This is a genomic window from Ruegeria sp. HKCCA5426 (genome assembly GCF_013034585.1).
GTDB lineage: Bacteria > Pseudomonadota > Alphaproteobacteria > Rhodobacterales > Rhodobacteraceae > Ruegeria.
On the sequence record NZ_WQGH01000001.1, the window covers coordinates 288,255 to 311,880 of the forward strand.

General features: G+C 58.2%; 18 protein-coding genes and 1 riboswitch. Of the genes, 14 read left to right on the plus strand and 4 right to left on the minus strand.

What is annotated here, in order from left to right; translation table 11 throughout:
• Window positions 1-96 precede the first annotated feature (96 nt).
• Window positions 97-174: riboswitch (SAM riboswitch) on the plus strand.
• 65 nt (window positions 175-239) lie between these two features.
• Both metZ and folE2 read left to right on the plus strand, forming a co-directional pair.
• Window positions 240-1,430, plus strand: a complete 1,191-nt coding sequence (gene metZ, locus GOV87_RS01440; protein ID WP_171210570.1) for an O-succinylhomoserine sulfhydrylase — start codon at window positions 240-242, stop codon at window positions 1,428-1,430.
• 172 nt (window positions 1,431-1,602) lie between these two features.
• A complete protein-coding gene (gene folE2 / locus GOV87_RS01445) occupies window positions 1,603-2,706 on the plus strand; it encodes a GTP cyclohydrolase FolE2 (protein WP_171210571.1) in 1,104 nt (367 codons plus the stop codon).
• 566 nt (window positions 2,707-3,272) lie between these two features.
• Here the strand turns inward: folE2 and GOV87_RS20605 are convergent.
• On the minus strand, window positions 3,273-3,812 hold the full coding sequence (locus GOV87_RS20605; protein ID WP_171210572.1) for a hypothetical protein: 540 nt from the start codon (window positions 3,810-3,812) through the stop codon (window positions 3,273-3,275).
• Between GOV87_RS20605 and GOV87_RS01455 the strand changes: the two genes are divergently transcribed.
• On the plus strand, window positions 3,811-5,259 hold the full coding sequence (locus tag GOV87_RS01455) for a TrkH family potassium uptake protein (RefSeq protein WP_171210573.1): 1,449 nt from the start codon (window positions 3,811-3,813) through the stop codon (window positions 5,257-5,259). The two genes, GOV87_RS20605 and GOV87_RS01455, sit on opposite strands and share 2 nt — an antisense overlap.
• Entirely contained in the window at window positions 5,259-6,833 is a 1,575-nt protein-coding gene (locus tag GOV87_RS01460) for a thiamine pyrophosphate-binding protein (RefSeq protein WP_171210574.1), read from the plus strand. The genes GOV87_RS01455 and GOV87_RS01460 overlap by 1 nt, the downstream gene beginning before the upstream one ends.
• 47 nt (window positions 6,834-6,880) lie before the next feature.
• Here GOV87_RS01460 and GOV87_RS01465 read toward each other — a convergent pair whose 3' ends face one another.
• Window positions 6,881-8,614 (minus strand): serine protease, encoded by a 1,734-nt coding sequence (locus GOV87_RS01465; protein ID WP_171210575.1) that lies wholly within the window; start codon window positions 8,612-8,614, stop codon window positions 6,881-6,883.
• Window positions 8,615-8,819: 205 nt separating this feature from the next.
• On the opposite strand from GOV87_RS01465, the gene GOV87_RS01470 reads away from it, so the two are divergent.
• Window positions 8,820-9,749, plus strand: coding sequence for a glycine--tRNA ligase subunit alpha (locus GOV87_RS01470; protein ID WP_171210576.1), 930 nt, complete (start codon window positions 8,820-8,822; stop codon window positions 9,747-9,749).
• Window positions 9,750-9,757: 8 nt separating this feature from the next.
• Here the strand turns inward: GOV87_RS01470 and GOV87_RS01475 are convergent, their stop codons facing one another.
• Window positions 9,758-10,390 (minus strand): MarC family protein, encoded by a 633-nt coding sequence (locus GOV87_RS01475; RefSeq protein WP_171210577.1) that lies wholly within the window; start codon window positions 10,388-10,390, stop codon window positions 9,758-9,760.
• 91 nt (window positions 10,391-10,481) lie between these two features.
• Here GOV87_RS01475 and GOV87_RS01480 point away from each other — a divergent pair, with 91 nt between their 5' ends.
• The 9 genes from GOV87_RS01480 to glmM all read left to right on the plus strand — a co-directional run bounded on the left by GOV87_RS01480 (window position 10,482) and on the right by glmM (window position 22,706).
• Complete coding sequence (locus GOV87_RS01480) at window positions 10,482-11,003, plus strand: DUF6446 family protein (RefSeq protein ID WP_171210578.1); 522 nt, start codon at window positions 10,482-10,484, stop codon at window positions 11,001-11,003.
• 6 nt (window positions 11,004-11,009) lie between these two features.
• Window positions 11,010-12,224 (plus strand): sodium/glutamate symporter, encoded by a 1,215-nt coding sequence (gene gltS, locus GOV87_RS01485; protein ID WP_171122845.1) that lies wholly within the window; start codon window positions 11,010-11,012, stop codon window positions 12,222-12,224.
• A gap of 9 nt (window positions 12,225-12,233) precedes the next feature.
• Entirely contained in the window at window positions 12,234-14,432 is a 2,199-nt protein-coding gene (glyS, locus tag GOV87_RS01490; protein ID WP_171210579.1) for a glycine--tRNA ligase subunit beta, read from the plus strand.
• 43 nt (window positions 14,433-14,475) lie between these two features.
• A complete protein-coding gene (locus GOV87_RS01495) occupies window positions 14,476-17,037 on the plus strand; it encodes a pyruvate, phosphate dikinase (RefSeq protein ID WP_171210580.1) in 2,562 nt (853 codons plus the stop codon).
• 186 nt (window positions 17,038-17,223) lie between these two features.
• Window positions 17,224-17,865: a cell wall hydrolase gene (locus GOV87_RS01500; RefSeq protein ID WP_171210581.1), complete on the plus strand. Its 642-nt coding sequence runs from the start codon at window positions 17,224-17,226 to the stop codon at window positions 17,863-17,865.
• Between the two features lie 73 nt (window positions 17,866-17,938).
• The gene (locus GOV87_RS01505) at window positions 17,939-19,309 is read left to right on the plus strand and encodes a multicopper oxidase family protein (RefSeq protein WP_171210582.1); all 1,371 of its coding nucleotides are present in this window, start codon (window positions 17,939-17,941) and stop codon (window positions 19,307-19,309) included.
• A 102-nt stretch (window positions 19,310-19,411) separates the two neighbouring features.
• On the plus strand, window positions 19,412-20,332 hold the full coding sequence (locus GOV87_RS01510; protein ID WP_171210583.1) for a dihydroneopterin aldolase: 921 nt from the start codon (window positions 19,412-19,414) through the stop codon (window positions 20,330-20,332).
• A complete protein-coding gene (folP, locus tag GOV87_RS01515) occupies window positions 20,329-21,327 on the plus strand; it encodes a dihydropteroate synthase (RefSeq protein ID WP_171210584.1) in 999 nt (332 codons plus the stop codon). Before GOV87_RS01510 ends, folP begins: the two co-directional genes overlap by 4 nt.
• A gap of 35 nt (window positions 21,328-21,362) precedes the next feature.
• Window positions 21,363-22,706 (plus strand): phosphoglucosamine mutase, encoded by a 1,344-nt coding sequence (gene glmM / locus GOV87_RS01520; RefSeq protein WP_171210585.1) that lies wholly within the window; start codon window positions 21,363-21,365, stop codon window positions 22,704-22,706.
• On the opposite strand, the gene GOV87_RS01525 is transcribed toward glmM, so the two are convergent.
• Complete coding sequence (locus GOV87_RS01525) at window positions 22,703-23,605, minus strand: DMT family transporter (protein WP_171121091.1); 903 nt, start codon at window positions 23,603-23,605, stop codon at window positions 22,703-22,705. The genes glmM and GOV87_RS01525 overlap by 4 nt on opposite strands.
• Between the last annotated feature and the right edge of the window lie 21 nt (window positions 23,606-23,626).

Below are 23,626 nucleotides of genomic sequence, written 5' to 3' on the forward strand. Positions count from 1 at the left end.
TGCCTGGGCGCTATGGCGCTTGGGTGAGCGGGGCGAAGCGGACCCGCGACGTTGCACCGGTCAGGGTTGACGCGCTGACAACTGAGGCGTATGCGCAAGGTAATACGTGGCGATTTGTTACCGGATTGCGGGCCACGCTAAACAACACCGCTAAAAGGTCAGGATGAAAGGCCCCTTTCGCTTGACCGCGTCTGGGGTTTTTTTGATGCCCTTGCCAGACAAGGGCCGAGAGGAATGAGATGAGCGAGAGCTGGAACAAACGCACCCAAGCCGTCCACGGCGGCATTCGTCGCAGCCAATATAACGAAGTGTCCGAGGCGATCTTTCTGACGCAGGGCTTTGTTTACGAAAACGCTGAACAGGCCGAGGCACGGTTCATCGAAGCCGGCCCGGATGAGTTCATTTATGCCCGCTACGGAAACCCGACCGTGTCTATGTTCGAACAGCGCATCGCGGCGTTGGAAGGGGGCGAGGACGCCTTTGCCACCGCGTCTGGTATGGCGGCGGTGAATGCTGCTTTGACCTCGATGCTGAAAGCGGGCGACCATGTAGTTTCGGCCAAGGCTTTGTTTGGTTCTTGCCTGTATATCCTTGAAAACATCCTGACCCGCTATGGGGTCGAGGTGACGTTTGTAGACGGCACCGATCTGGACGCGTGGCAAGCGGCGATCCGCCCGGATACTAAAGCCGTGTTTTTCGAGTCCATGTCGAACCCGACGCTCGAAGTGATCGACATTTCGGCTGTTGCCAAACTCGCCCATGCTGTCGGCGCGACCGTGATTGTCGACAACGTTTTTTCGACTCCGGTCTTCTCGCGTGCGATCCAGCAAGGTGCGGATGTGGTGGTTTATTCTGCAACAAAGCACATTGACGGGCAGGGGCGGGCGCTTGGCGGCGTCATCATAAGCACCAAGGATTTCATTCGCGGAACTATCGAGCCGTATCTCAAACACACCGGGGGGGCGCTTAGCCCGTTCAACGCGTGGGTGATGTTGAAAGGTCTGGAAACGATGACCTTGCGGGTCAACGCGCAGGCCGAGTCTGCCCAGATCATTGCCGAGGCGTTAGAGGGGGATGCCGCGCTGGAACGCATATTGTATCCCGGCCTGAAGACACACGGGCAGAACGCTTTGGTTCAGTCTCAACTAGGCGGCAAGGGCGGCACGGTTCTGTCATTGGACATCAAGGGTGGAAAAGAGGCTGCATTTGCCTTCCTCAACGCGATGACGATTCCGGTGATCTCAAACAATCTTGGGGATGCAAAGTCGATTGCAACCCATCCGGCTACGACGACCCATCAGCGCCTGAGTGACACGCAGAAGGATGAATTGGGGATCACACCGGGCCTGATCCGTTTTTCGGTTGGGCTTGAGGACGCAGGCGACCTGCTTGCCGATATCAGGCAGGCATTGGCCGCTTCTCAGCAATAAGGAAGCGTCCAGACCTGATAGGGTTCTGTCAAAGGTTAGTGTGCGGGGTGGTAAATTGCTTTTCCCGCACCGAAATTCGATCCGGACTGTGTTTTCCGACGTATAGAGAATAATTGGTAAACACGCCAAAGCTGTATATAGTCCGGCGACCAACCCCAAGGAAACCCGATCGATGAACGTGCATCCCCGTGACATTGACGAAGCCCCAAACAATGACGAAGCCGCAGCAGCGCTGAAGACGCTGCGCAAATGGGCCCAGACCGCGACCGAGGCCGAGATCAGCCAGCTTGATCCCGCAATCGCGCGCCTTGTTCCGGGGCTGGTGCCGGTTAACTATCCCTCGCTGTCGCGCGAGTATCCCGAAGGGTTCGAGGTTGACGCAGCCTATCGCTCCACGCTGCCCGATCTTCAAAACGGACCGTCCAGCCTGATCCGTGGGGCAAAGCAGCAGATTCAGCACGTTGGCATCTCGAACTTCCGCCTGCCGATCCGGTTCCAACGTAAACAGGGCGATGATCTGACGCTTGAGACCTCGGTCACCGGCACGGTCAGTCTGGATGCCGAGAAAAAGGGCATCAACATGTCCCGGATCATGCGGTCTTTTTACAGACATGCCGAGCGGACATTCAGTTTTGAGGTCATGGAGGCTGCGTTGAGCGATTACATGACCGATCTGGACAGCTTTGACGCGCGGATACAGATGCGGTTTTCCTATCCTGACAAGGTGAAAAGCCTGCGTTCGGGACTTGAGGGCTATCAGTACTACGATATCGCGCTGGAACTGGTCGAACAGAACGGCGTGCGCCAGAAGATCATGCATCTGGACTATGTGTATTCCTCGACCTGTCCCTGTTCGCTGGAACTGAGCGAACACGCGCGGTCCACGCGCGGCCAATTGGCAACACCACATTCGCAGCGCTCGGTTGCGCGTATTTCCGTTGTGGTGGACTGTGATGCAGATTGCCTGTGGTTCGAAGATCTGATTGCGTTGTGCCGCCGCGCGGTGCCCACGGAGACGCAGGTCATGGTCAAGCGCGAGGACGAACAGGCCTTTGCCGAGCTTAATGCGGCGAACCCGATTTTTGTCGAAGATGCCGCGCGGCTATTCTGCGCCGAGTTGCTGGCGGACCATCACGTGGGTGATTTCCGCGTTATCGCCAGCCATCAAGAAAGCCTGCACAGCCATGACGCAGTGTCTGTCCTGACGGAAGGGCCGACATTTGTGTCAGCCAGCCTGGACCCAAAGCTGTTTTCAACTCTGTTTCACGTCGGGTGAGGTTTTAAGGTCTCAGTATTGACCTTGCGGCATGTTTTTGCCGCATCGCAGCGAAAAATGCTGCAACAGCATAATCTTTGAAGTAGGCTCATGTGGAATGCAGCCGTGGCAGGGCCGTTTCTTGGCGGTACGGGCCACTCCTGAAGGAAGCTGAGACGTGCGACGCCTGAAACTGCGCGACATCGCTTTCCGCCCGAAACTTCGCGGCGGGCAGGGCTTATTACTCTTCGGCTGGCTGGGTTGTTTTCAGAGGAGAGACTACGTATGAACCCGATTATCCAGCCATTGGAATTTCAGGCTGCCGCCATCAAGATGGCGGGCTATGCGATTAGCAACCAAATGAAAATAATGCAAATTTTGACGCAATCGGCATTGGAGTTGCCGTTTGTCTCGGTGCATGCGTTGCACACGTCTTCGTCTGCACCTGAGCCGGTTACACCCAAGCCAAAAGCCAAGCCAAAGGCAAAGCCAACCGTGCGGAAAACGGCGCGCAAGGCCGCGCCGACTGTGAAAGAAAAGCCCGCTGTGGCTGCGAAGACAGTTGCAAAACCCAAGGCCGAATCATCTCAACCCAAAGCGGCGGCTAAAGCTAAACCAGCAAGTGTTGCGGCCAAACCTGATGCGAAACCTGCGGCGCGCGCTGGTCGGACAACAGTCGCAAAGCCTGCTGCGCCGAAAGCGCCTGCAGCGCGTAAACCCGTCGCTAAGACTGCCCAGGCCAAACCCGCTGTTGCAAAGCCCGCGCCCAAGGTGGCGGCTGCACCGGTTGCCCCGAAACCTAAGGTCAGCAAACCTGCACCCGCGAAACCTGTGACTGTTAAGCCTGTGGCTGCAAAACCGGCGGCCAGCAAACCTGCGGCTACCAAAACAGCCACCGCAAAACCGGCTGCCGCGAAACCTGCGGCTGCAAAACCGGCAGCGCCAAGCAAAGTGGTTGTAAAAACTGTTGCGCAGAAGGCCGAAGCGGAAAAGCCTGCGGCCCCTGTGCGGCGAACGCGTGCCCCGTCCAAACCTCCGGCAATGCCAGTGCCGACCGGCAAAACGACCAAGTAAAACCGGACTATTGCTTGACACCGTCGTGCAGGCACGCCAACGCTGCGCCTCATGACGGATATGCGCCCGGTTGGATATGTGATTGGCCTCTTGGTCGCCATTCTTGGGGCGACCATGATTTTGCCGTTGATTGCGGACCTGATCGAGGGGCGCGGCGAATGGCACGTTTTCTTTGAAAGCGGCGTCATCACTGTCCTGACCGGGGTGGTTCTGGCAATGAGCTGTTCGAACGGGGTCGGGGAAGGTCTGACAATTCGACAGACCTTTTTGCTGACCACCGGAGTTTGGGTTGCTCTGCCCTTCTTTGGTGCCATTCCGTTTCTGTTCGGTGAGACTGAGCTGCGCTTTGTTGACGCCTATTTCGAGGCGATGTCAGGTCTGACAACGACCGGTTCTACCGTTATTTCGGGGTTGGATGACCTTCCTCAGGGGTTGCTGCTGTGGCGTGGTGTGCTCCAGTGGCTTGGGGGTATCGGGATCATCGTTGTGGCGATGGTGTTCCTACCCGAACTCCGTGTCGGAGGGATGCAGATCTTCCGCTCTGAAGGGTTTGAAACCATGGGGAAAATCCTGCCGCGTGCGCAGGAGATTGCCGGGCAGATTTCTCTGATCTACGTGTTTCTGACCTTCGTCTGCGTTCTGGTCTACGCGGGCTTTGGCATGAGCTTTTTCGACGCTTTGGTGCATGCGATGACGACGATCGCGACGGGCGGGTTCTCGAACTATGACGACTCGTTCGCAGCGTTTTCCGGGCCGACCGAGTACGCTGCGGCAATTTTCATGATCCTCGCCGCGCTTCCTTTTGTGCGGTACGTGCAGCTTGCAAATGGCAATACGCGGTCCCTTTGGCAGGATAGCCAAATACGGACGTTCCTGATCACCATCATTGTGCTGGTGCTGGTCATGACGGTGTTTTTGCTGTGGGTCTTCCCGCATCACTGGGAGCAGGCGTTTCGGCAATCCCTGTTTAATATCACCTCGATCATCTCGGGCACCGGGTACGCCAGTGTGAACTACATGACCTGGGGAAGCTTCCCAGTGATGGTCTTCTTCCTGATTGGCCTGATCGGCGGGTGCGCGGGATCAACCGCATGCTCCATCAAGGTTTTCCGCTATCAATTGTTGTTCGCCTCGATCAAAACCCAGATCAGGCGCATTCGATCGCCGCATGGGGTCTTTATGCCGCTTTACGATGGGCGCCCCATCGGAACGGACGTGCTGACTTCTGTCATGAGCTTTTTCATGTTTTTCGTCCTTTCGATGGGTATTCTGGCCTGGGCATTGGCCTTGACCGGGCTGGACTTTATCACGGCGGTGTCCGGGGCGGCGACGGCCTTGGCCAATGTGGGGCCGGGGCTGGGGGAACAGATCGGCCCGGCTGGTAATTTTGCAGGGCTAAGCGATACGGCAAAGTGGCTGCTTTCGATCGGTATGCTGGTGGGTCGGCTCGAATTGCTGGCCGTGTATGCCCTGTTCACCGTTCAATTCTGGAGAAGCTGATGAAACGACCGCTTGGTGCGCAGATATCGCATATGCTGAAAGAGCGTGGTGTGGATGTGATCTTTGGTATTCCGGGCGTCCATAACCAAGAGATGTATCGCGGTATCGAAGAGGCGGGCATAACGCACGTATTGGCGCGGCACGAACAGGGTGCGGGCTTTATGGCGGACGGTTACGCCCGCGCGACAGGCAAACCCGGCGTGGCCTATGTGATAACCGGGCCGGGCCTGTGCAACATCATGACTCCGATGGGGCAGGGCTATTCGGATTCAGTCCCGATGCTGGTCATCTCGTCCTGTCTGGATGAAACGCAGGATGCGAGCGGTCAGTTGCACCAGATGAAGGATCAGCGCGCCGCGGCTGAGGCCGTGGCTGACTGGTCGTGTCAGGCCAACACCGCGCAGGCCGCTTATGGTTTGGTGGAGCGCGCGTTTGAAGAGTTTGCACTGGCCCGTCCGCGTCCCAAACATATTCAGGTGCCGATTGCCCAGCTTGAGGCTGAGGCTGATGCCGCGCCATTTCCAAACCAATTCGGGCTCAGGACGAGCGTCAAGCCGCCGGATGTTGCCCCGGTTCTGTCAATGCTCAACATTGCGCGGCGGCCATTGTTCATTTTGGGTGGAGGCACGCGGTCGAACCTTTGGCGTCAGATACTGACGCAATTGGGGGCCGCTTGTTTTTCGACTTTTGCAGGTCGGGGCATGGCCGGTCTGAATTATGCGTTGGATTTTGGGGCCCACTTGTCGCGGCCGGGCAGTGCCGAGGTGATCGCGTCGGCCGATCTGGTCGTCGCGGTGGGCGCAGAACTGGGCGAAGTTGACTTGTGGCGTAACGAATTGGGCAACACGGCAAGCCTTGTCCGCGTGGATCTGGATCCCAAAGTGCTGTCGGATCACCATCGCGCTGCGGTCAAACTTCAAATGGATGGTGAGAGTTTCGCCCATGCTTTGTGGGCCTCCATTGACCATGTGAAACCCGCGACCGGTTGGGCGAAGGAAGAGGTGGCCGAGGCCCGGGCCCGTTGGAAGGCCGAAGTCGACGCCGTGCGTCCGGGTGTTGTGCCCGTGATCGACGCACTGCGCGACGCGTTGCCGGCTGATACGATGATTTATTCAGACATGACCCAGTTCGCCTATGTCGCGAAAGAGGTTTGGGATATGGCCTATCCCTATCTCTGGCATCACCCCACGGGGTTCGGCACCCTTGGGTATGCGCTGCCTGCGGGAATCGGTGGAGCCGTGGCCCGCCGCGGAAAGCCGACAGCCGTCATCGCGGGCGACTATGGTTTTCACTACACGATGATGGAGCTGGGCGTTGCGGTTGAATTGGGGCTCTCATTGCCCATAATCCTGTGGGATAACGGTAAGCTAAAAGAGATTGAGGACAGCATGGTCCGTGGCCAGATTGCGCCCAATGCTGTCGTTGCGCACAATCCCGACTTTTGCAAACTGGCCGAGGCATTTGGTGCGTTGTCGGCAGAACCATCCAGTTTGGATGAAATGCAAAAGACTGTGCGGGCAGCACTCGACGCTCCGGTCCCGACGCTGATCCGGGTCACTCCGGATATTGTCTAAAAAAACGCCGCTCGAATGAGCGGCGCTTTGGTTTACTGGGCTCTTGGTTAGTCCCAACAGTGAACCAATACCGTCATTCCCGTGGCCCGGCGATTCAGTTCATTCGGGGTAACCTGTGCCGTGGCCTGCCCGGACTGCCCCGATACGCCAGCCTTATCCAAAATCTCGTTCAGACGTGCCGCTGACGCTGCCAAACTGACCGAGGCGGGCAGGGTGCGCCCGTCTGACGGTGTTGGCAGCAACATGCCAACCACTTGGCCACTATCGTCAAAAACCGGACCGCCCGCGTCGCCGGGTAGGGCGGCCAATGCCAGGCGTTTCACACCTTCTTCACCGTTCAGGCCGCGAATGTCTGCCACTTGGCCGTATGTCAGTGTCGGAGCACCCAATGCCCCCTCGTAAGAGAACCCCGAAACCGCCACTTCGGATTGAATTCTGGGCGTGTCAGAGTTGAATTCCGCAATGCTGATCGGCGCAAGATTGTTTTTGGGCCGCAGGACAGAGACACCTAAATCCGCGTCGGTCCAGGCAACCTGCAACTCTTGCTCATCGTCCAGTGTCACGCGTGCGCAAGTGTCGGCTGCCTCGGAAACGGTAAGAACCGTACCGCTGGAATCCGCGAAGAACCCCGAGCGTGAAAGACGCGGTTTGCGCACCTGCAAACCAGATACAAGGTCGACGCGCTGATCTGTGTTCGCCCCTGCACCGGCGTCCAGAACGGCATCAGTTGTCGTGAAGCTGGCTTTCATCGCGGCTAGAACGCGGGCGCGGCGCGCCTCGTCCCCGTCGGGCCAGACAAGGGTAAAGCCTTTGATTGCGCCGTCTTTCAATTGTGCTTGTGTATAGGACACGATGTCGTTTCCGCGCCCTTCGATCATAAAGCTGTCTGCGCGCAACTGTCTTGGGCCCTCCAAGGGGATGATCTCAAGCGATTGCATAACTTCGTAGAGCGCGCGCAGCGTGTCCTTGCCGCCGTCCTGACTGATCAGCAGGGCTTTGGCGTCCAGACTTGAGGTGCCGTTGAAATGAGCGAACGGTGCCTCGTACCGCTCGAATTCAACCACGCTCAGTGGCATGTCCATATTTATCCCGGCCTGCGGGTCGGTATGGCGTGCCATGCCTACACTGATCAGCGGCGCATTGTAGGCATCCATCAGTGCCTGCCTTTGGGCGGTGGTCAGAACGCCTGTAGCCTCAAATCCATTGAATCGTTGCCAATCGCCCATCGACCGGCGTGTGCCCGGACCGAACGCGCCGTCGATTGTCGAGTTATAGAACCCGGCGGCCTGAAGCGCCGTCTGCAGGTCTTTACGTTCCTGTGCGGTCAAAAGACGCTCGCTCTGAAGGGCTTGCGCGCGGCTTTCATCTGAAACTTGGGGCGTAAGTCCTGTCACGGGCTGCTCGGCCGCAGGCTCGACAGGTGGCGTTACGACCCCTCGGTCCAGAATGTTGACTCCGACGGGCCAGAACTGCTGCTCCAATGAGTTTGAGAACGCGATGTAGCTGTCAGCGGGGATTTGGCCCTCAGCGCGGTAAACCCTCAGGACCTGCTCGGCGTCGTTTTGCAAATATGGTCCGATTACAATGGCATACCAGCCAGAGTTGAGGCGAAATCCGTTGACGTCTGGCAATACGTTGGCGTAAGCCTGCGCCCGTTCCTGCGCCTCACGAAGTGAGGGCTGTGCCTCGACCTGAACCCACACGCCAGCGTCTTGCTGCGCAAATACGGCGCGCACGCCAAAGAAGAATAGAAACAGAATTGCAGTGAATATGCGTGTCATTGTCTGCCCGTGTCCGCAGTGTTTTATCTTTGGGTCAGACTAAGCGATTTACACCATTGAACGCTATGCCCCGATTACGGGGAATTTCCAGTGTGGCGGTCCAGTGACAGCCAAGGTGCACTGGGACGTTGACGCCCATTGGCCCCTTGCATAGTAAGGGCAAAACCCATCGGAACCGGGCGCAAATCCGCCCAAATGGAAAGTCATGACCGAACAGTCCAGCGCACCTCGTTCTTTTCAGGAGATAATCCTGCGGCTACAAACCTATTGGGCCTCGAAAGGGTGTGCCATTCTACAGGCCTACGACATGGAAGTTGGCGCAGGTACGTTCCACCCGGCGACCACGTTGCGCGCATTGGGGTCAAAGGCTTGGGCAGCCGCCTATGTGCAGCCCTCGCGTCGCCCCTCAGACGGGCGATACGGTGAAAACCCGAACCGGCTGCAGCACTATTATCAGTATCAGGTGTTGATCAAACCCAGCCCGCCGGACCTGCAAGAGCTGTATCTGGGGTCGCTTGCGGCGATCGGGATCGACATGGATCTGCATGACATCCGTTTTGTCGAGGATGACTGGGAAAGCCCCACCCTTGGCGCGTGGGGGCTGGGCTGGGAAGTCTGGTGTGACGGTATGGAAGTCAGCCAGTTCACCTATTTCCAGCAGGTCGGCGGCCATGACTGCGCGCCTGTTTCAGGCGAGCTGACCTATGGCCTTGAGCGTCTGGCCATGTATGTGCTGGGCATCGATCATGTTATGGACATGCCGTTCAACGATCCCCAATCCCCCAGCCCATTGAAATACGGTGATATCTTCAAGCAGACCGAAGAGGAATACGCCCGCTGGAATTTTGACGTGGCCAATACTGAGGTTCTGCTGCGGCATTTCGAAGAGGCCGAGGCCGAGTGCGCCACTATTTTGGCGCAGGAACATGACGACCCGAAAACCGGCAAGCGGATCGTGATGGCGCATCCGGCTTATGATCAATGCATCAAGGCCAGCCACATTTTCAATCTGCTGGACGCGCGGGGGGTGATCTCGGTCACTGAGCGGCAGGCTTATATCGGTCGTGTTCGGGCGTTGGCCAAGCAATGCGCCGACGCCTTTGTGATGACTGAGGCCGCCGGGTTCGAGGCCTGATGCCTCGATCACGCCAAACCGGGCAACAGAACCTTCAGGCCGTCTGCAATCATCCCGATTGCGATGGCCGACAGGATCATGCCCATGAAACGGCTCATGATGACGCGGGCGTTTGCAGACAGCCGCTTGGCCAATGCCGATGCGTTCCAGAAGGTGATGAACAGCAAGAACAGCACCGCCAGAAAAACGCCCGAGTAGATCATGGCGTCAACTGGATTGGAAACGTGGTGCGCATACAGGATCAGCGTCGTGATCGTGCCGGGCCCAACAAGAATGGGGAAGGCCAACGGATAGAAAGCTACGGTTTCGGGCTTGGGGTAGGATTGTTTTTCTCCTTCCGTCCCGTGATGAGAGGTGCTTTCGTTCCCGTTCAGCATGTTCAGTCCAATCATGAGAACAACCAACCCGCCCGCGACACGCAGGTCGTCCACGCTGATGCCGAAAAGACCAAGGGTTTTGTTGCCAACAGCGGCAAACGCTCCACCCAGCATCAGGCAATAAAGTGCGGTCTTGGTCGCGACCTTTCTCTGATCGGCGGGCGACAGGCCATCTGTCACGCTCAGGAAGACGGGCAGGTTGGTGATGGGGTTCATGATTGCGAACAACGCGCCGAAAAAACCGGCGGCAAGGGTGGGGTCCATTCCGTGTGCCTCAACTCAACCTGTACTGGATTGAAACCTGTCGCATTTTTCGCAAGTTTGAAAGAGGCCGCGTGATCGGGATGTGGAAACTATGACCGGAAAACTGCTTGCTATTTTGTTGCTTGTGTCGGCTGGCATCGCTGGTGCGGCCATGTACTACTTACAGGTCTATGGGTTCTATTATTCGGTCGAACCCGGTTCGGATCAGGATGTCGTTCTTTTGTCCGCGGATGGTGAAACGTCCATTCCCCTTGAACACACCGCTTTTCAAGCGATTGACGCCGACAGCTCGCCGATCCGGTATCGGGCCTGTTTTGAGACAGAAGAAAACGCTTCGACTTTGTCAGCCTTCTTGCCTGCCGAAAGCCCCGAGCCGTTGACGGCCCCAAGCTGGTTCGAATGCTATGATGCGGTAGCCATCGCAGATGCTTTGAAATCGGGGCAGGCCCGCGCGTTTGTAGGGGTCAAAAACATCCACTACGGCGTTGATCGCATTGTCGCCATTACAGAAGATGGCAATGGTTTTGTCTGGCACGCGCTAAATAATTGCGGTGAGAAAGCCTATGACGGAACGGTAGTGGGTGAGGAATGCCCACCCCGACCGGAGAGTTGAGGCCCCATGAACGACGCCGCGCTGCACGTTCCTAATTTTCTTACCGCGACGCTTGGCATCGCGGTTTACCTGATCGGGGCCGAGATCAACGCGCGCTTCGCGTTGCTGCGTCAGTTCAACATACCCGAGCCGGTCACGGGCGGTTTGCTTGCCTCGTTCACTCTGCTGTTTTTGTATCTCATCACCGGCCTTGAGCTGAGTTTCGATCTGTCTGCCCGCGATTTCCTGTTGATCGTGTTCTTCGCAGGGATCGGGCTGAACGCTCGGCTGTCCGATTTGATTTCTGGCGGCAAACCTCTGTTTCTGCTTCTTATTTTGACGTTAGTTACGATTGTCGCTCAGAATGTGGTTGGAGCGGCAGGCGCGGTGGCGTTCGGCTATCCGGCACAGGCAGGGGTTCTGTTCGGCTCGGCTGCCCTGATCGGTGGTCATGGAACTGCGATCGCCTGGGCGCCTGAGGTCGGCGCGGTCACCGGTCTAAGCGGCGCCACCGAATTGGGGGTCGCCGTGGCGACTCTGGGTCTTGTACTGGCGGCGGTGGTTGGCGGGCCGATTGCCCGCTTTTTGGTTGAAGGCAAGAACCTGACGCCTGACCGCCCAAACGAAGAGCATACGGTCGGCCTGCCTGAGGACGCCACCGAGGCCGAGGCTAAGATCGACCACCTGACCATCATGCGCGTTCTGCTGTATCTGAATTTGGCGATCATCTTTGGATATATGCTGAATGGGGTCATTGAGGCGGCGGGGCTGAGGCTGCCTCTGTTCGTGCCCTGCCTGATCATGGGGATCGTCATCGCAAATATCCGCACGGCCCTGGCCCCCAACGCGCCTCCCGTGTCGCGGACACCGTCACTGGCTCTGATCTCGGAATTCTCGCTGGGCGCGTTTTTGGCCATGTCGTTGATGAGCTTGCAACTGTGGACTATCGCTGAACTTGGAATGGCCATTGTCGTGATCATGGCCGCGCAGACGTTGTTTGCGGTGATGTTCGTAATCTGGGTGCTGTTCCCGGTGATGGGCAGCAACTACCGCGCCGCAGTTCTGGCCGCCGGGTTCGGAGGGTTCGCCTTGGGTGCGACACCTACCGCTATTGCCAATATGACCGCAGTGACCAAGAGATATGGTCCATCGCCTATTGCCTTTATCGTGCTGCCCCTTGTATCCGCCTTCTTTGTGGATATCGCCAATGCAATCGTCATCCAGACGATCGTCAATTTTTAAGGACTGACAATGCCCGACCTGCTGATCGAACTGTTCTCTGAAGAGATCCCCGCGCGTATGCAGACCCGCGCCGGTGAGGACCTGAAAAAGCGGATCACCGACGGTCTGGTCGAGGCCGGTTTGACCTATGCCGGGGCCGCCGCCCTGACCACGCCGCGCCGTTTGACGCTGGCAATCGAGGGCTTGCTAGCGGAAAGCCCCACCATTCATGAAGAACGCAAGGGGCCTAAAGTGGGCGCCCCGGACAAGGCGATTGAGGGCTTTTTGCGTGGTGCAGGTTTGACCCGCGATCAGTTGGAAGAGCGCGAAACCCCCAAAGGCGCAGTCTATTTCGCCACCATCGAAAAAGCCGGTCGCCCTGCGGCCGAGATCGTGGCCGAAGTGCTTGAAACCACCATTCGCAATTTCCCGTGGCCCAAGTCGATGCGCTGGGGCAGTGGACCATTACGCTGGGTGCGCCCGCTGCACTCGATCCTTTGCATTCTCAGCGATGAAGCGGGCACAACAGTTGTCCCGTTAGAGGTCGAGGGGATCAAATCCGGTGACACAACGGCCGGTCATCGTTTCATGGCGCCGGATTGTTTCGCGGTTTCGTCGTTTGACGATTATGCCGCCAAGCTGAAACGCGCGTTCGTCGTCCTGAACCCTGCGGACCGGGCCGAGCATATCTGGAACGACGCGCAAAACATGGCGTTTGCTGCTGGTTTGGAAGTGGTCGAGGATAAGGGCCTGCTGGCCGAGGTCTCGGGGCTGGTCGAATGGCCCGTGGTGCTGATGGGCAAGATCGACGACGAATTCCTCGACCTGCCGCCCGAGGTATTGCAGACCTCGATGAAAGAGCATCAGAAATTCTTTTCCGTGAAGAACCCCAAGACTGGCCGGATCGAACAGTTCATCACCGTAGCCAACCGCGAAACTGCTGACAATGGCGCGACCATACTGGCGGGGAACCAAAAGGTGCTGTCGGCCCGTTTGGCTGACGCGAAATTCTTCTGGGAGAATGACCTGCGCATCGTCAAATCCGACGGATTTGAACCGTGGGTCGAAAAGCTGGATGCTGTCACGTTCCACGCGCAGTTGGGCTCGCAGGGTGAACGGGTTCAGCGCATCGCCGCGCTGGCGCATGAACTGGCCGGAGCAACAGGTGCAACACCCGCGCTGGCGATGATGGCCGCGCAGGCGTGCAAGGCCGATCTGTCATCCGAGATGGTGTTCGAATTTCCCGAATTGCAAGGCCTGATGGGCCGCTACTATTCCGATGCCGCTGATCTGCCAGCAGAGGTGGGGCAGGCGAGTCAGGAACATTATTCTCCGCTTGGCCCGTCCGATGATGTGCCGACCGCGCCGGTTTCCGTGGCGGTCGCTCTGGCCGATAAGCTGGACACGTTGACCGGGTTCTGGGCGATTGACGAAAAGCCCACCGGATCAAAAGACCCGTTTGCCCTGCGCCGAGCAGCGCTTGGGGTGATCCGGTTGATCCTGACCAACGATCTGCGCCTGTCGTTGAATGATACTTTTGCAGGGGCGCTTGGCAAATTGCTGAAGCTGCCCGAATGGCAGGCTGCCTTGCTTGAGGCCAAGGCGAAACAAGCCAAGGCCGAGGATGCCGAGGCCGCCGCGCAAGAGGTTCACGGGCTGGCCCATCAGGTCGAAGCAGCGACCGCAATTGTTACCAATGCCCCTGCAGACCTGTTGTCTTTCTTCCATGACCGCCTCAAAGTGTTCCTGCGCGATGAGGGCATCCGACACGACATCATCGACGCCTGTATCGCGATGGACGGCAATGATGACCTCAACCTGTTGGTCAAACGCGCCCGCGCGCTGAATGCGGTGATCGCGACCGAGGATGGCGAAAACCTTGTGCAGGGGTTCAAACGCGCCAACAACATTCTGACTCAGGCCGAGGAAAAGGACGGTGTCGAATACTCGTACGGTGCGGACGTGAAATTCGCGGAAACCGACAGCGAAAAGGCGTTGTTTGCGGCACTGGATCACGCGCAGGGGCAGATCGAGGCGGCGCAAAAGGCCGAGGATTTCCCCACCGCCATGACCGCTATGGCCGCCCTGCGTGGTCCGGTGGATGCGTTTTTCGAGGATGTTCAGGTTAACACCGACAACGATATCCTGCGCCGCAACCGCCTGAACCTGCTCAGTCAGATCCGGCAGGTTTGTGCGCGCGTGGCTGACCTCAGCAAGATCGAAGGTTAAGCCAGATCGCCCTTGCGCCACTGGTGCAGGGGCTTATGCTGCGGTGAAACCAAAAGGTGCCGCAGTGCAGAATAACCCGCATACCACGCTTATTACTCCGACAGCGCCCGTTGCGACCACATCTCATGGTGGCCGGGCGAAATGTCTGCAACGCCTTGTTCGTCTGGACTTGCCTGTGCCACGCACGGTGGCTTTGTCCTTTGATGCCGTGCAAAAGATCGCAAGTGGTCAGGTTCCTGACATTGACGCAATTCTTGAACAGTTTGATCAGGCTGCGTTGCTATGTGTCCGCCCAAGCTCTGAGGATCCTGACTGGGGCGGGCCTGGCGCTATCCTGAATATCGGGATGAATGACGCGCGCTATGTGGACCTGTCCGATTCAATGGGTGTCGAAGCTGCGGCGGCGCTTTACCTGCGTTTTGTCCAAAGCTTTGCCGTCCATGTCGCACGTTTGGATGCCGACGTATTTGACGATATCGACTCTGACGGCCGCGAAGGTCTGAAGCTATCGCTTCGCGCCTACGAAGATGAAACGGACGAAGCCTTTCCCCAGGATAGAGGAGAGCAACTGGTTGCCGTTCTCCGCTCGATGGCGCGGGCTTGGGACGGGACGTCCGCGCGCCTGTTGCGGCAGGCCAAGGGTGCCCCTGCGGATGCCGGGCTGGGTCTGGTCATTCAGGAAATGATCCCCGGTGTCGGGCAGGGTGAATGTGGGTCGGGTGTGCTGCAACTGGTTGATCCCACGACCGGAATGCCGCAATTGACTGGCCGGTACCTTAGTCAGAGCCAGGGCCGCGATGCATTGGGCGAAGGCGTTTCCGCACTGTATTTGGAAAAGGACCCGCGCGGGACGTCTTTGGAAGACGTCGCGCCCGAGGCTTTTGCCGAACTTAAGGCGCACGCTGCCCTGATGCGCATTAAATTGCGAGAAGAGATGCAGGTCGAGTTTGTCATTGAAAACGGCCACGTCCATATTCTGGATGGCGTTCGCGTTCAGCGCAGCGCAAGGGCTTCTATGCGGATTGCCGTGCGGCTGGCCGAGGATGGTATCATCCCACCGCAAGAGGCCGTCATGCGGGTTGATCCGCATTCTCTGAACGAACTGTTGCACCGTCAGGTTCATCCCGAAACGCGCCGGGATGTGCTGGCCACTGGCATCGCAGCCAGCCCCGGCGCAGCCACAGGAAAAATAGTATTCACCGCCGCCGAAGCGCAGGCCAGCGCAGCCCGGGGCGAGCCGTGTATTCTGGTCCGCCGCGAAACCGCGCCTGAAGACGTACGCGGGATGCATGCGGCCGTCGCGGTCTTGACCGAGAAGGGCGGGATGACCAGCCACGCAGCCGTTATCGGGCGCGGTCTGGGCCTGCCCTGTATCGTCGGCGCGTCCGAGATGCGGTTTCAGACGAAAATGAAACTGCTGACGGCTTCTGACGGGCGTGTGTTCCAGACTGGCGATACGCTGACCATTGATGGGACCTCCGGTCAGGTTCTTGCCGGGCAGCCCGCGATGCTGGAAGCCGCGCTGGATGACTGTTTCCAAACGCTAATGGGCTGGGCCGATGCCGAACGCGACATCGCCATCCGTGCCAACGCCGATACACCCGCCGACGCGCAAACTGCGCGAAACTTTCTGGCGCAGGGGATCGGCCTGTGCCGGACCGAGCATATGTTCTTTGATCCCGGCCGCCTGATCGTGATGCGCGAGATGATCTTTGCGCAAACCTCGTCGGGCCGAGAGGCGGTGCTGGAACGGCTATTGCCGATGCAGCGCGACGATTTCGTGCAGCTTTTCCGGATCATGGAAGGTCAGCCCGTTTGTATCCGACTGTTCGATCCGCCTCTGCACGAGTTTCTGCCCACCACGCGCAGCGGTCAACGCGAGCTGGCCGAGGCGCTGGACCTTCCGGTGTCGGATGTCGAGCGCCGCGTCGCCGCCATGACCGAGTATAACCCGATGCTGGGGCTGCGCGGGGTTCGGCTGGGTGTCACTGTTCCCGAAATCTATGACATGCAGGCGCGAGCGATTTTCGAGGCAACGCTTGAGGCCAGCAAGAACGGTGCACCCGTTGTGCCCGAGGTGATGATCCCGCTGGTTTCGGCCAAGCGTGAGGTCGAGCTTGTGAAATCCCGTATCGATTCCGTCGCAGCCTCGGTTGCATCCGAACAGGGGCAGGAGTTCGAGTACCGTCTAGGGGTCATGGTCGAAACACCGCGTGCATGTCTGCGAGCGGATGAGATCGCGCCACAGACTTCGTTTCTCAGCTTTGGGACGAACGACCTGACCCAGATGACCTATGGGCTTTCCCGAGATGACGCGGGGCGCTTTATGTCGGCTTACGTTCGGCAGGGTGTTTTCGCCGAAGACCCGTTCCACGTGCTTGATCCGGACGGTGTGGGCGAGCTGCTAAGATTGGGGGCAGAGCGCGGCAGACAGGCCCAGCCGGACGTGACTTTGTCCGTCTGCGGCGAGCACGGGGGCAATCCCGAATCAATTGCCATCTGCCGAGAGCTCGGATTCGATTATGTGTCCTGTTCACCGTTCCGCGTGCCGGTCGCTCGGCTGGCTGCCGCGCAATTAGCGATTTCGTCCAGACTTGGGGGTTGACACTTACCCTTTCCGCTAGGATTAGTAGGAAACAAAGCACGCCGTCGTCGATCATTTTTGACGTTACGGCGATTTTCCACTTGCTTTTCCGCGAAAACTGGACGTTTCCGTTTCAATTCGGTATGAGCCTCGTCGCGCCCGCCGGGGGAGGGTTTGGCGCGGAATGTGCCTGTGCGAGGTTATCTGATGCTACGATACATACTGGCTGTTGCCACATTGGCAGCAACCGTGCTGCCGAGTGTTTCCGTCGCTGAGAGGGAAACCACTGATACTGCCAAGCGTGAACTTGTGACGCGGAGCGAATTGCCCGGTCAGAATTTCCGTGAATATCTGAGTTTGTTCAAACCGCGAAAAACGGTTGAACCACAAAAAATGTCTTACTCGAAGTCATGGCTGGACGAACAGCCTGCGGCTGCGGGGGATGAACACTTCAAGTGTTTGGCCGAGGCGCTGTACTTTGAGGCCCGTGGCGAAAGCGTTCGCGGCCAGTTTGCCGTGGCCGAAGTTATTCTGAACCGTGTCAAAAGCAGCCGGTTTCCGGATTCGCTGTGCGGTGTGATCAAGCAGGGGACAGGCAAAAAGTACCAATGCCAGTTCACTTACACCTGTGATGGACGCAAGGAAGTGATCCACGAGAAGAAGGCCTACGAGCGTGTGTCGAAAGTCGCGCGGGCGGCCATTGATGGTGTAGTCGGTGAAATGACCGAAGGTGCCACGCATTACCACACCACTGCGGTTCGCCCGTCCTGGTCGCGTGTGTACAAGGAAACGGCACGCATTGGCGTGCACATTTTCTACCGTCACAACTATCGGACGGCGAGCAACTAACTGACGCACCCGCGCTGGAAGCTTGCTGGCGCGGGATGTTTTTTGACTTATGTTGCGGGCCGGGAGGCCCGTAATGACATTGAACCGCAGACAATTCATGCAAACGACTGCTGCGGCGGTCGTTTTGCCCAGCTTTGGGTGGGCTTCATACCCTGCGCTTGTGGCTCAGGAAGCTGTGCAACAGATTGCCCCGGAAGGGTTTTCTAAGACGCGCGTCTGGACCTATGGCGGTCAGGTGCCCGGTTCGGAAATCCGGGTGTCTCAGGGTGCGCGCGTCCAACGAAGATTGTCGAACACTCTGCCGCAGCCGACAACCGTGCATTGGCACGGGATTCGCATCGACAACGCAATGGACGGTGTACCTGGGCTGACTCAGGATGTCGTTCAACCGGGATCTTCCTTTGACTATGATTTCAAGGTCCCCGATGCCGGAACATATTGGTATCACGCGCATAATCGCTCGATGGAGCAGGTTGCGCGGGGGCTTTACGGGCCGCTGATCGTTGAAGAAGCGGTCGCGCCGGATGTCGATCGCGATCTGACATTGATGTTGGATGATTGGCGACTGGACCCTGAAACCGCGCAAATCATGGACGATTTTGGGAATGGTCATGACCTGAGCCATGCGGGACGGCTGGGAAACCTTGTTTCCGTCAATGGGCGGTTTGATCCTGCCTATTCGGTGGGCGGCGGCGAGAGGTTGCGTTTACGACTGATTAACGCGTCCAATGCCAGGATATTTGATCTTGGGCTGGATGGCCTGACCGGTTGGATCGTTGCACTTGACGGTATGCCCTTAGAGGGTCCGCTAGAGGTCAGCGACAGATTTCCCCTGGCACCGGCGCAAAGGGTAGACCTGATCGTGGATGTCCGGGCGGAACCTTTTGGTACTGCGAACCTCGTGAGTTTTGAAAGGGACGGTAGCTATGGGCTGGTTCGGTTCGGCGTTTCCGGTCCGTCGAAACCTGCTCGAGCCGGAATTACGCCATTGGCCCCGAACCAAATGCCTGAGGTCTTGGTTGAGGATACTCCTCTGCATCGAATGGAGATGCAGGGAGGCGCGATGCGTTGGCTGGACACGGCAAGGATCGGAGAGACAGAGCTTTCGGGGCAGGAACTGGCCCAGCTCGGGCGGTTTTGGGCATTGAACGGCAATGCCGAGCGACCGGCAGAGCCGTTTTTGGATGTCCAAAAGGGGACGACCCATAGGATCGAGTTCGTCAACGAGACTGCGTTTCCACACGCGATGCACTTACACGGTCACCATTTTCGCCTGATCCTTCAGGACGGGACCTTGGGCCCTTGGCGCGATACTGTTTTGGTTGAGCGTGGGCAAACCCGTCAAATCGCACTTGTGGCGGATAATCCGGGCGACTGGCTGTTGCATTGTCATATGCTGGGACATGCTGCTTCGGGTATGATGAGCTGGTTCCGCGTCACCTGACGCCGCATTCGACGACTAGAAAGGCGTTTGTTGCGGTGTTATACGCGCCTGCATCGTTTAATTTGGGTAAGCCCGTCCCAAAAGCCCGAAAAGGTTCGCTGCATGAGTTCCGAAATCCGTCTTGCCTTTGCGCACCCCTCTGAGCGGTCCGAGGCAACTGCCACTCTGGGGCCGTTGGATCGCATTTCTCTGCGCGACCATATTGTCGAAGTTGAGATCGGCGCATTTCAGGCGGAGCGCGGTACGACGCAGCGCATCTGCTTTAACATAGTTGTTGAAGTGCGCCCGCTGACCGATCCTATCGACGATGATGTTGACCGGATTTTGTCCTATGACCGGGTGACAGAAGCAATCGCATATGAACTGGCCGCCGAGCGTCTAAACCTGCTGGAAACACTGGCCGACCGGATTGCGGAACGGATTTTGCTTGAGCCTCAGGCTGTAAGGGCTTTTGTAAGAATAGAAAAATTGGATCGCGGCCCAGGTGCCTTAGGCGTTGAGATCGTGCGTGGTCGGGATATGGCCCATCATGATCTGGTCGAGGAAGAGCGTCCGCACCCCCGGCTGGTATTCTTGTCGAACGAGGCCATTGCGTCCGACAATCTGACCGGTTGGATTGATCAGTTGGAAAACCGAAAACGCCCGCTGATCCTGTGTGTCGGGGCCGCAGATATGGCGGTTCCGCAAACAGGGCACGCGATGACACAGCGTCGGATTGACCTGCTGGCCATCGAACAAAATGCTTGGGTGCTGGCTGCGCGGGATCATCGCTGTGTCGTTGTGTCGACCCGAACGGAACTGGATTGGGCGATGAAGAACGGCCAGATTTGCGTATGGGCACCGTCCAAGATTGTTCTAGACGCGGTGGATGGACCGTCTGCTGCTCCTTCTGATGCAGTTGCATTGGCCGCATGGTTCGCCGCGACTTTTGAGGCCAGCGAGATGATGGTGATCGGTGGGGGCTTGCCCGAAGCGCCGAAAACCCCGTTGCGTGCAGTACCCGTGGATCAGGCGCGACTGTGACAGAATACTACCGCCCTTTGGTTCAGCATGGCCCGGCTCGTCCCGATGGGGCAGTAGCCTTGGCTGGGCAGCAGCTTTGGTTTTCTCACGTAGAGCGGCTTAGCCGCGTGGATGCCCCTGTGGTTCTTCCGGTAGGCGAAGTACCGGATCAGGACTTGGATCGCTTGACGAGACCACGCCAGCCGGTTGCTGGTCTGGCGATGGACCGCCCTCAGATCATGGGTATCTTGAACGCCACGCCCGACAGTTTTTCGGACGGTGGGCTTCACAACTCGGTCCATGCGGCACAGGCGGCTGCGCGGGCTATGGTTGACCATGATGCAAGCATTCTGGATATCGGCGGTGAATCCACACGGCCCGGTGCCTCTTTTGTGCCTGAAGCCGAAGAAATCGCGCGGACCGAACCGCTGATCAGGGCAATTCGGGCTGAAACGAATGCGCTCATTTCCATAGATACGCGCAAATCTTCGGTTGCAAAGGCCGCGTGGAAGGCGGGCGCGGGGCTGATCAATGATGTCTCGGGCTTCACTTTTGATCCGCAACTGGCGCCGTTTTGTGCCGAGGTTGGTGCGCCGGTCTGCATTATGCATATGCAGGGTGATCCGGCCACGATGCAGGACAATCCCACTTATGATGACGTTCTGCTGGATGTGTATGATTTTCTAGACGGCCAAGTGAATTATCTGGAGCGGCTGGGGCTGGACCGCAGCAAGGTCCTGGTCGATCCGGGGATTGGCTTTGGCAAATCCGAGGCCCATAACCTGACTCTGCTCCAGAACCTCAGCCTGTTTCACGGGTTGGGCTGTCCGATTCTATTGGGTGTATCGCGCAAGGGCTTTATCGGCCAGATCGGCAAAGAGACGCGCAAGGATGCCCGTGCGCCGGGGTCGATTGCAGTCGGGTTGGCAGGTCTGGCACAAGGGGTGCAGATCCTGCGGGTACATGACGTAGCTGAGACGGCTCAAGCCTTGCGTCTTTGGGCTGCCGTCCGGTAAGCCGTCTACAGGCAAGAATTTACGGAGTGACATCTATGCGCAAGCTGTTCGGAACCGACGGGGTGCGGGGCACCGCGAACACGCATCCGATAACGGCTGAGATGGCCCTTCTCATCGGTGCGGCGGTTGGGCGGTATTTCCGCCGTAGTCAATCCGGAGCACACCGGGTGGTAATCGGTAAGGATACGCGTCTGTCAGGCTATATGCTGGAAAGTGCTTTGACGGCCGGTTTGACGTCGACAGGTATGAACGTGCTTTTGCTTGGGCCGGTGCCGACTCCGGCGGTGGGTCTGATGACCCGGTCAATGCGTGCTGATTTGGGGGTCATGATCTCAGCCAGTCACAATCCGGCAGAAGATAACGGAATTAAGTTCTTTGGTCCTGACGGGTACAAGCTGTCCGATCAGGCCGAGATCGAGATTGAGAAACTAATCGAAGAAGGTGTGCGCCCAGCCCAAGCGCAGAATATCGGGCGTGCGCGGAGGGTTGACGATGCGCGTTTCCGCTATGGTGAGCGTATCAAGTCGTCATTGTCCCGCGATTTACGACTGGACGGGTTGAAGGTCGTGGTGGACTGTGCAAACGGTGCCGCGCACCGGACCGCGCCCGAGGTTCTTTGGGAACTGGGGGCCGAGGTTGTTCCCGTTGGCGTTGCGCCCAACGGCAAGAACATCAATTTGAACTGTGGTTCAACCAAGCCGCAACTGGCCGCAGAAACGGTTGTGGCGCATGGTGCAGACGTTGGGATTTGCCTTGACGGTGATGCGGATCGCGTCGTCATGATCGACGAACACGGACAAGTGGCCGACGGCGATCAGTTGATGGCCTTGCTGGCAACCTCGTGGGCCAAGGCCGACAGGCTTAATGGCGGCGCTTTGGTTGCTACGGTCATGTCAAACCTTGGGTTGGAGCGGTATCTCATCGCTCAGGGGCTGCGGCTGGAGCGAACGGCGGTCGGCGACCGTTATGTGGTTGAGCGGATGCGTGAAGGCGGGTTCAATCTGGGTGGCGAGCAATCCGGCCACATCGTCATGAGCGATTTCGCGACGACCGGCGATGGTCTTATGGCGGGGCTGCATTTCCTGGCCGAGATGGTCCATTCTGGCCGCAAGGCGTCCGAGCTTTCGGCGCAGTTCGAAACCGTGCCACAGTTGTTGAAGAACGTGCGTTATGCAGACGGTCAAACGCCGTTGGAATCCGCAAGCGTTCAGGCCGCAATCGCGGATGCCGAGGCGCGTTTGAACGGGCAGGGGCGTCTTCTTATCCGCAAGTCCGGGACCGAGCCGCTGATCCGTGTCATGGCAGAATGCGAGGACGATGCCTTGTTGGGTCAGGTCGTCGACGGTATCGTGGCCGAAGTCGAGGCTGTTTCCGGTTAATAACCGAACAGCATCCTGCGCAGGCTAAACCATTGGCTGATCGCCAAGCCGGTCAGGATCATGGCAAGGGCGACGAAGAACCGAAGTGGCAACGCTTCGGACAAAATCCATGCGCCAAAAACCATTGACCAGATTGGGACCTGGTAATTCACCAGCGTCAGAAAAACCGATCCTGCGCTGCGGATGATCGAAACGCGCAGCAATGTGGCAAGCGCCGTTGGCACGAGGCCAAGTGCAATAATGGCTAGGCTTGGTCGAGTACCTTCCCATGCCGGCAACCCTTCGGTCATCAACATGATGGGAAGCAAGATGATCGCGCCAACCAACAGGGTCAGGGCGGCCAGAACCACGGGGTCAATCGGTGGGCACCGTCGTGTGAAGATGGATGCGCAGGCGTAGCACAGAGCGGCGCTGACGCAGGCCAGTTGGGCCAGAGGTTCCGTGCCTTGCCCGATCTGCGCCAATCCCGGTCCGATCAGCACCAGCGCGCCGGAAAATCCAAGACATACGCCCACAAGGCGGCGCGCATTCAGAGGCTCATCCGAGAAGAAATGCGCCAGCGGCAGAACCATCAGTGGAATTGCGGCCATCGACAGACCTGCAAAAGCCGATGGTACAAATTGCTGCCCCCAGCTCAACAACAGGAAGGGTAGGGCCGAGGACAGGATGCCGATGATCACAATCGACCACCACAGTGCCGCAGAAAATCCCGGCATCCGACGTTTTGTGACGGCCATAAGCCCCAGCAACGTCACCGCACCCAAAGTGGTGCGCGCGGTCGCGACTGTGATCGGTCCGTACCCTTCAAGCGCCATGGCGACGACCATGAATGTGCCGCCCCAGATCAGGCCCAGAGAGAATACACCGCTCCAGTCGCGGGATGTGGGTTGATTGACCATTTACGCCCTCCGGCCCGGACA

Excerpts from the sequence above, each read along its gene's own strand:
- metZ (WP_171210570.1), top strand. The coding sequence starts at position 240 with ATGAGCGAGAGCTGGAACAAACGCACCCAAGCCGTCCACGGCGGCATT.
- folE2 (WP_171210571.1), top strand. The coding sequence starts at position 1,603 with ATGAACGTGCATCCCCGTGACATTGACGAAGCCCCAAACAATGACGAA.
- GOV87_RS01455 (WP_171210573.1), top strand. The coding sequence starts at position 3,811 with ATGACGGATATGCGCCCGGTTGGATATGTGATTGGCCTCTTGGTCGCC.
- GOV87_RS20605 (WP_171210572.1), bottom strand. The coding sequence starts at position 3,812 with ATGAGGCGCAGCGTTGGCGTGCCTGCACGACGGTGTCAAGCAATAGTC.
- GOV87_RS01460 (WP_171210574.1), top strand. The coding sequence starts at position 5,259 with ATGAAACGACCGCTTGGTGCGCAGATATCGCATATGCTGAAAGAGCGT.
- GOV87_RS01465 (WP_171210575.1), bottom strand. The coding sequence starts at position 8,614 with ATGACACGCATATTCACTGCAATTCTGTTTCTATTCTTCTTTGGCGTG.
- GOV87_RS01470 (WP_171210576.1), top strand. The coding sequence starts at position 8,820 with ATGACCGAACAGTCCAGCGCACCTCGTTCTTTTCAGGAGATAATCCTG.
- GOV87_RS01475 (WP_171210577.1), bottom strand. The coding sequence starts at position 10,390 with ATGGACCCCACCCTTGCCGCCGGTTTTTTCGGCGCGTTGTTCGCAATC.
- GOV87_RS01480 (WP_171210578.1), top strand. The coding sequence starts at position 10,482 with ATGACCGGAAAACTGCTTGCTATTTTGTTGCTTGTGTCGGCTGGCATC.
- gltS (WP_171122845.1), top strand. The coding sequence starts at position 11,010 with ATGAACGACGCCGCGCTGCACGTTCCTAATTTTCTTACCGCGACGCTT.
- glyS (WP_171210579.1), top strand. The coding sequence starts at position 12,234 with ATGCCCGACCTGCTGATCGAACTGTTCTCTGAAGAGATCCCCGCGCGT.
- GOV87_RS01500 (WP_171210581.1), top strand. The coding sequence starts at position 17,224 with ATGCTACGATACATACTGGCTGTTGCCACATTGGCAGCAACCGTGCTG.
- GOV87_RS01505 (WP_171210582.1), top strand. The coding sequence starts at position 17,939 with ATGACATTGAACCGCAGACAATTCATGCAAACGACTGCTGCGGCGGTC.
- GOV87_RS01510 (WP_171210583.1), top strand. The coding sequence starts at position 19,412 with ATGAGTTCCGAAATCCGTCTTGCCTTTGCGCACCCCTCTGAGCGGTCC.
- glmM (WP_171210585.1), top strand. The coding sequence starts at position 21,363 with ATGCGCAAGCTGTTCGGAACCGACGGGGTGCGGGGCACCGCGAACACG.
- GOV87_RS01525 (WP_171121091.1), bottom strand. The coding sequence starts at position 23,605 with ATGGTCAATCAACCCACATCCCGCGACTGGAGCGGTGTATTCTCTCTG.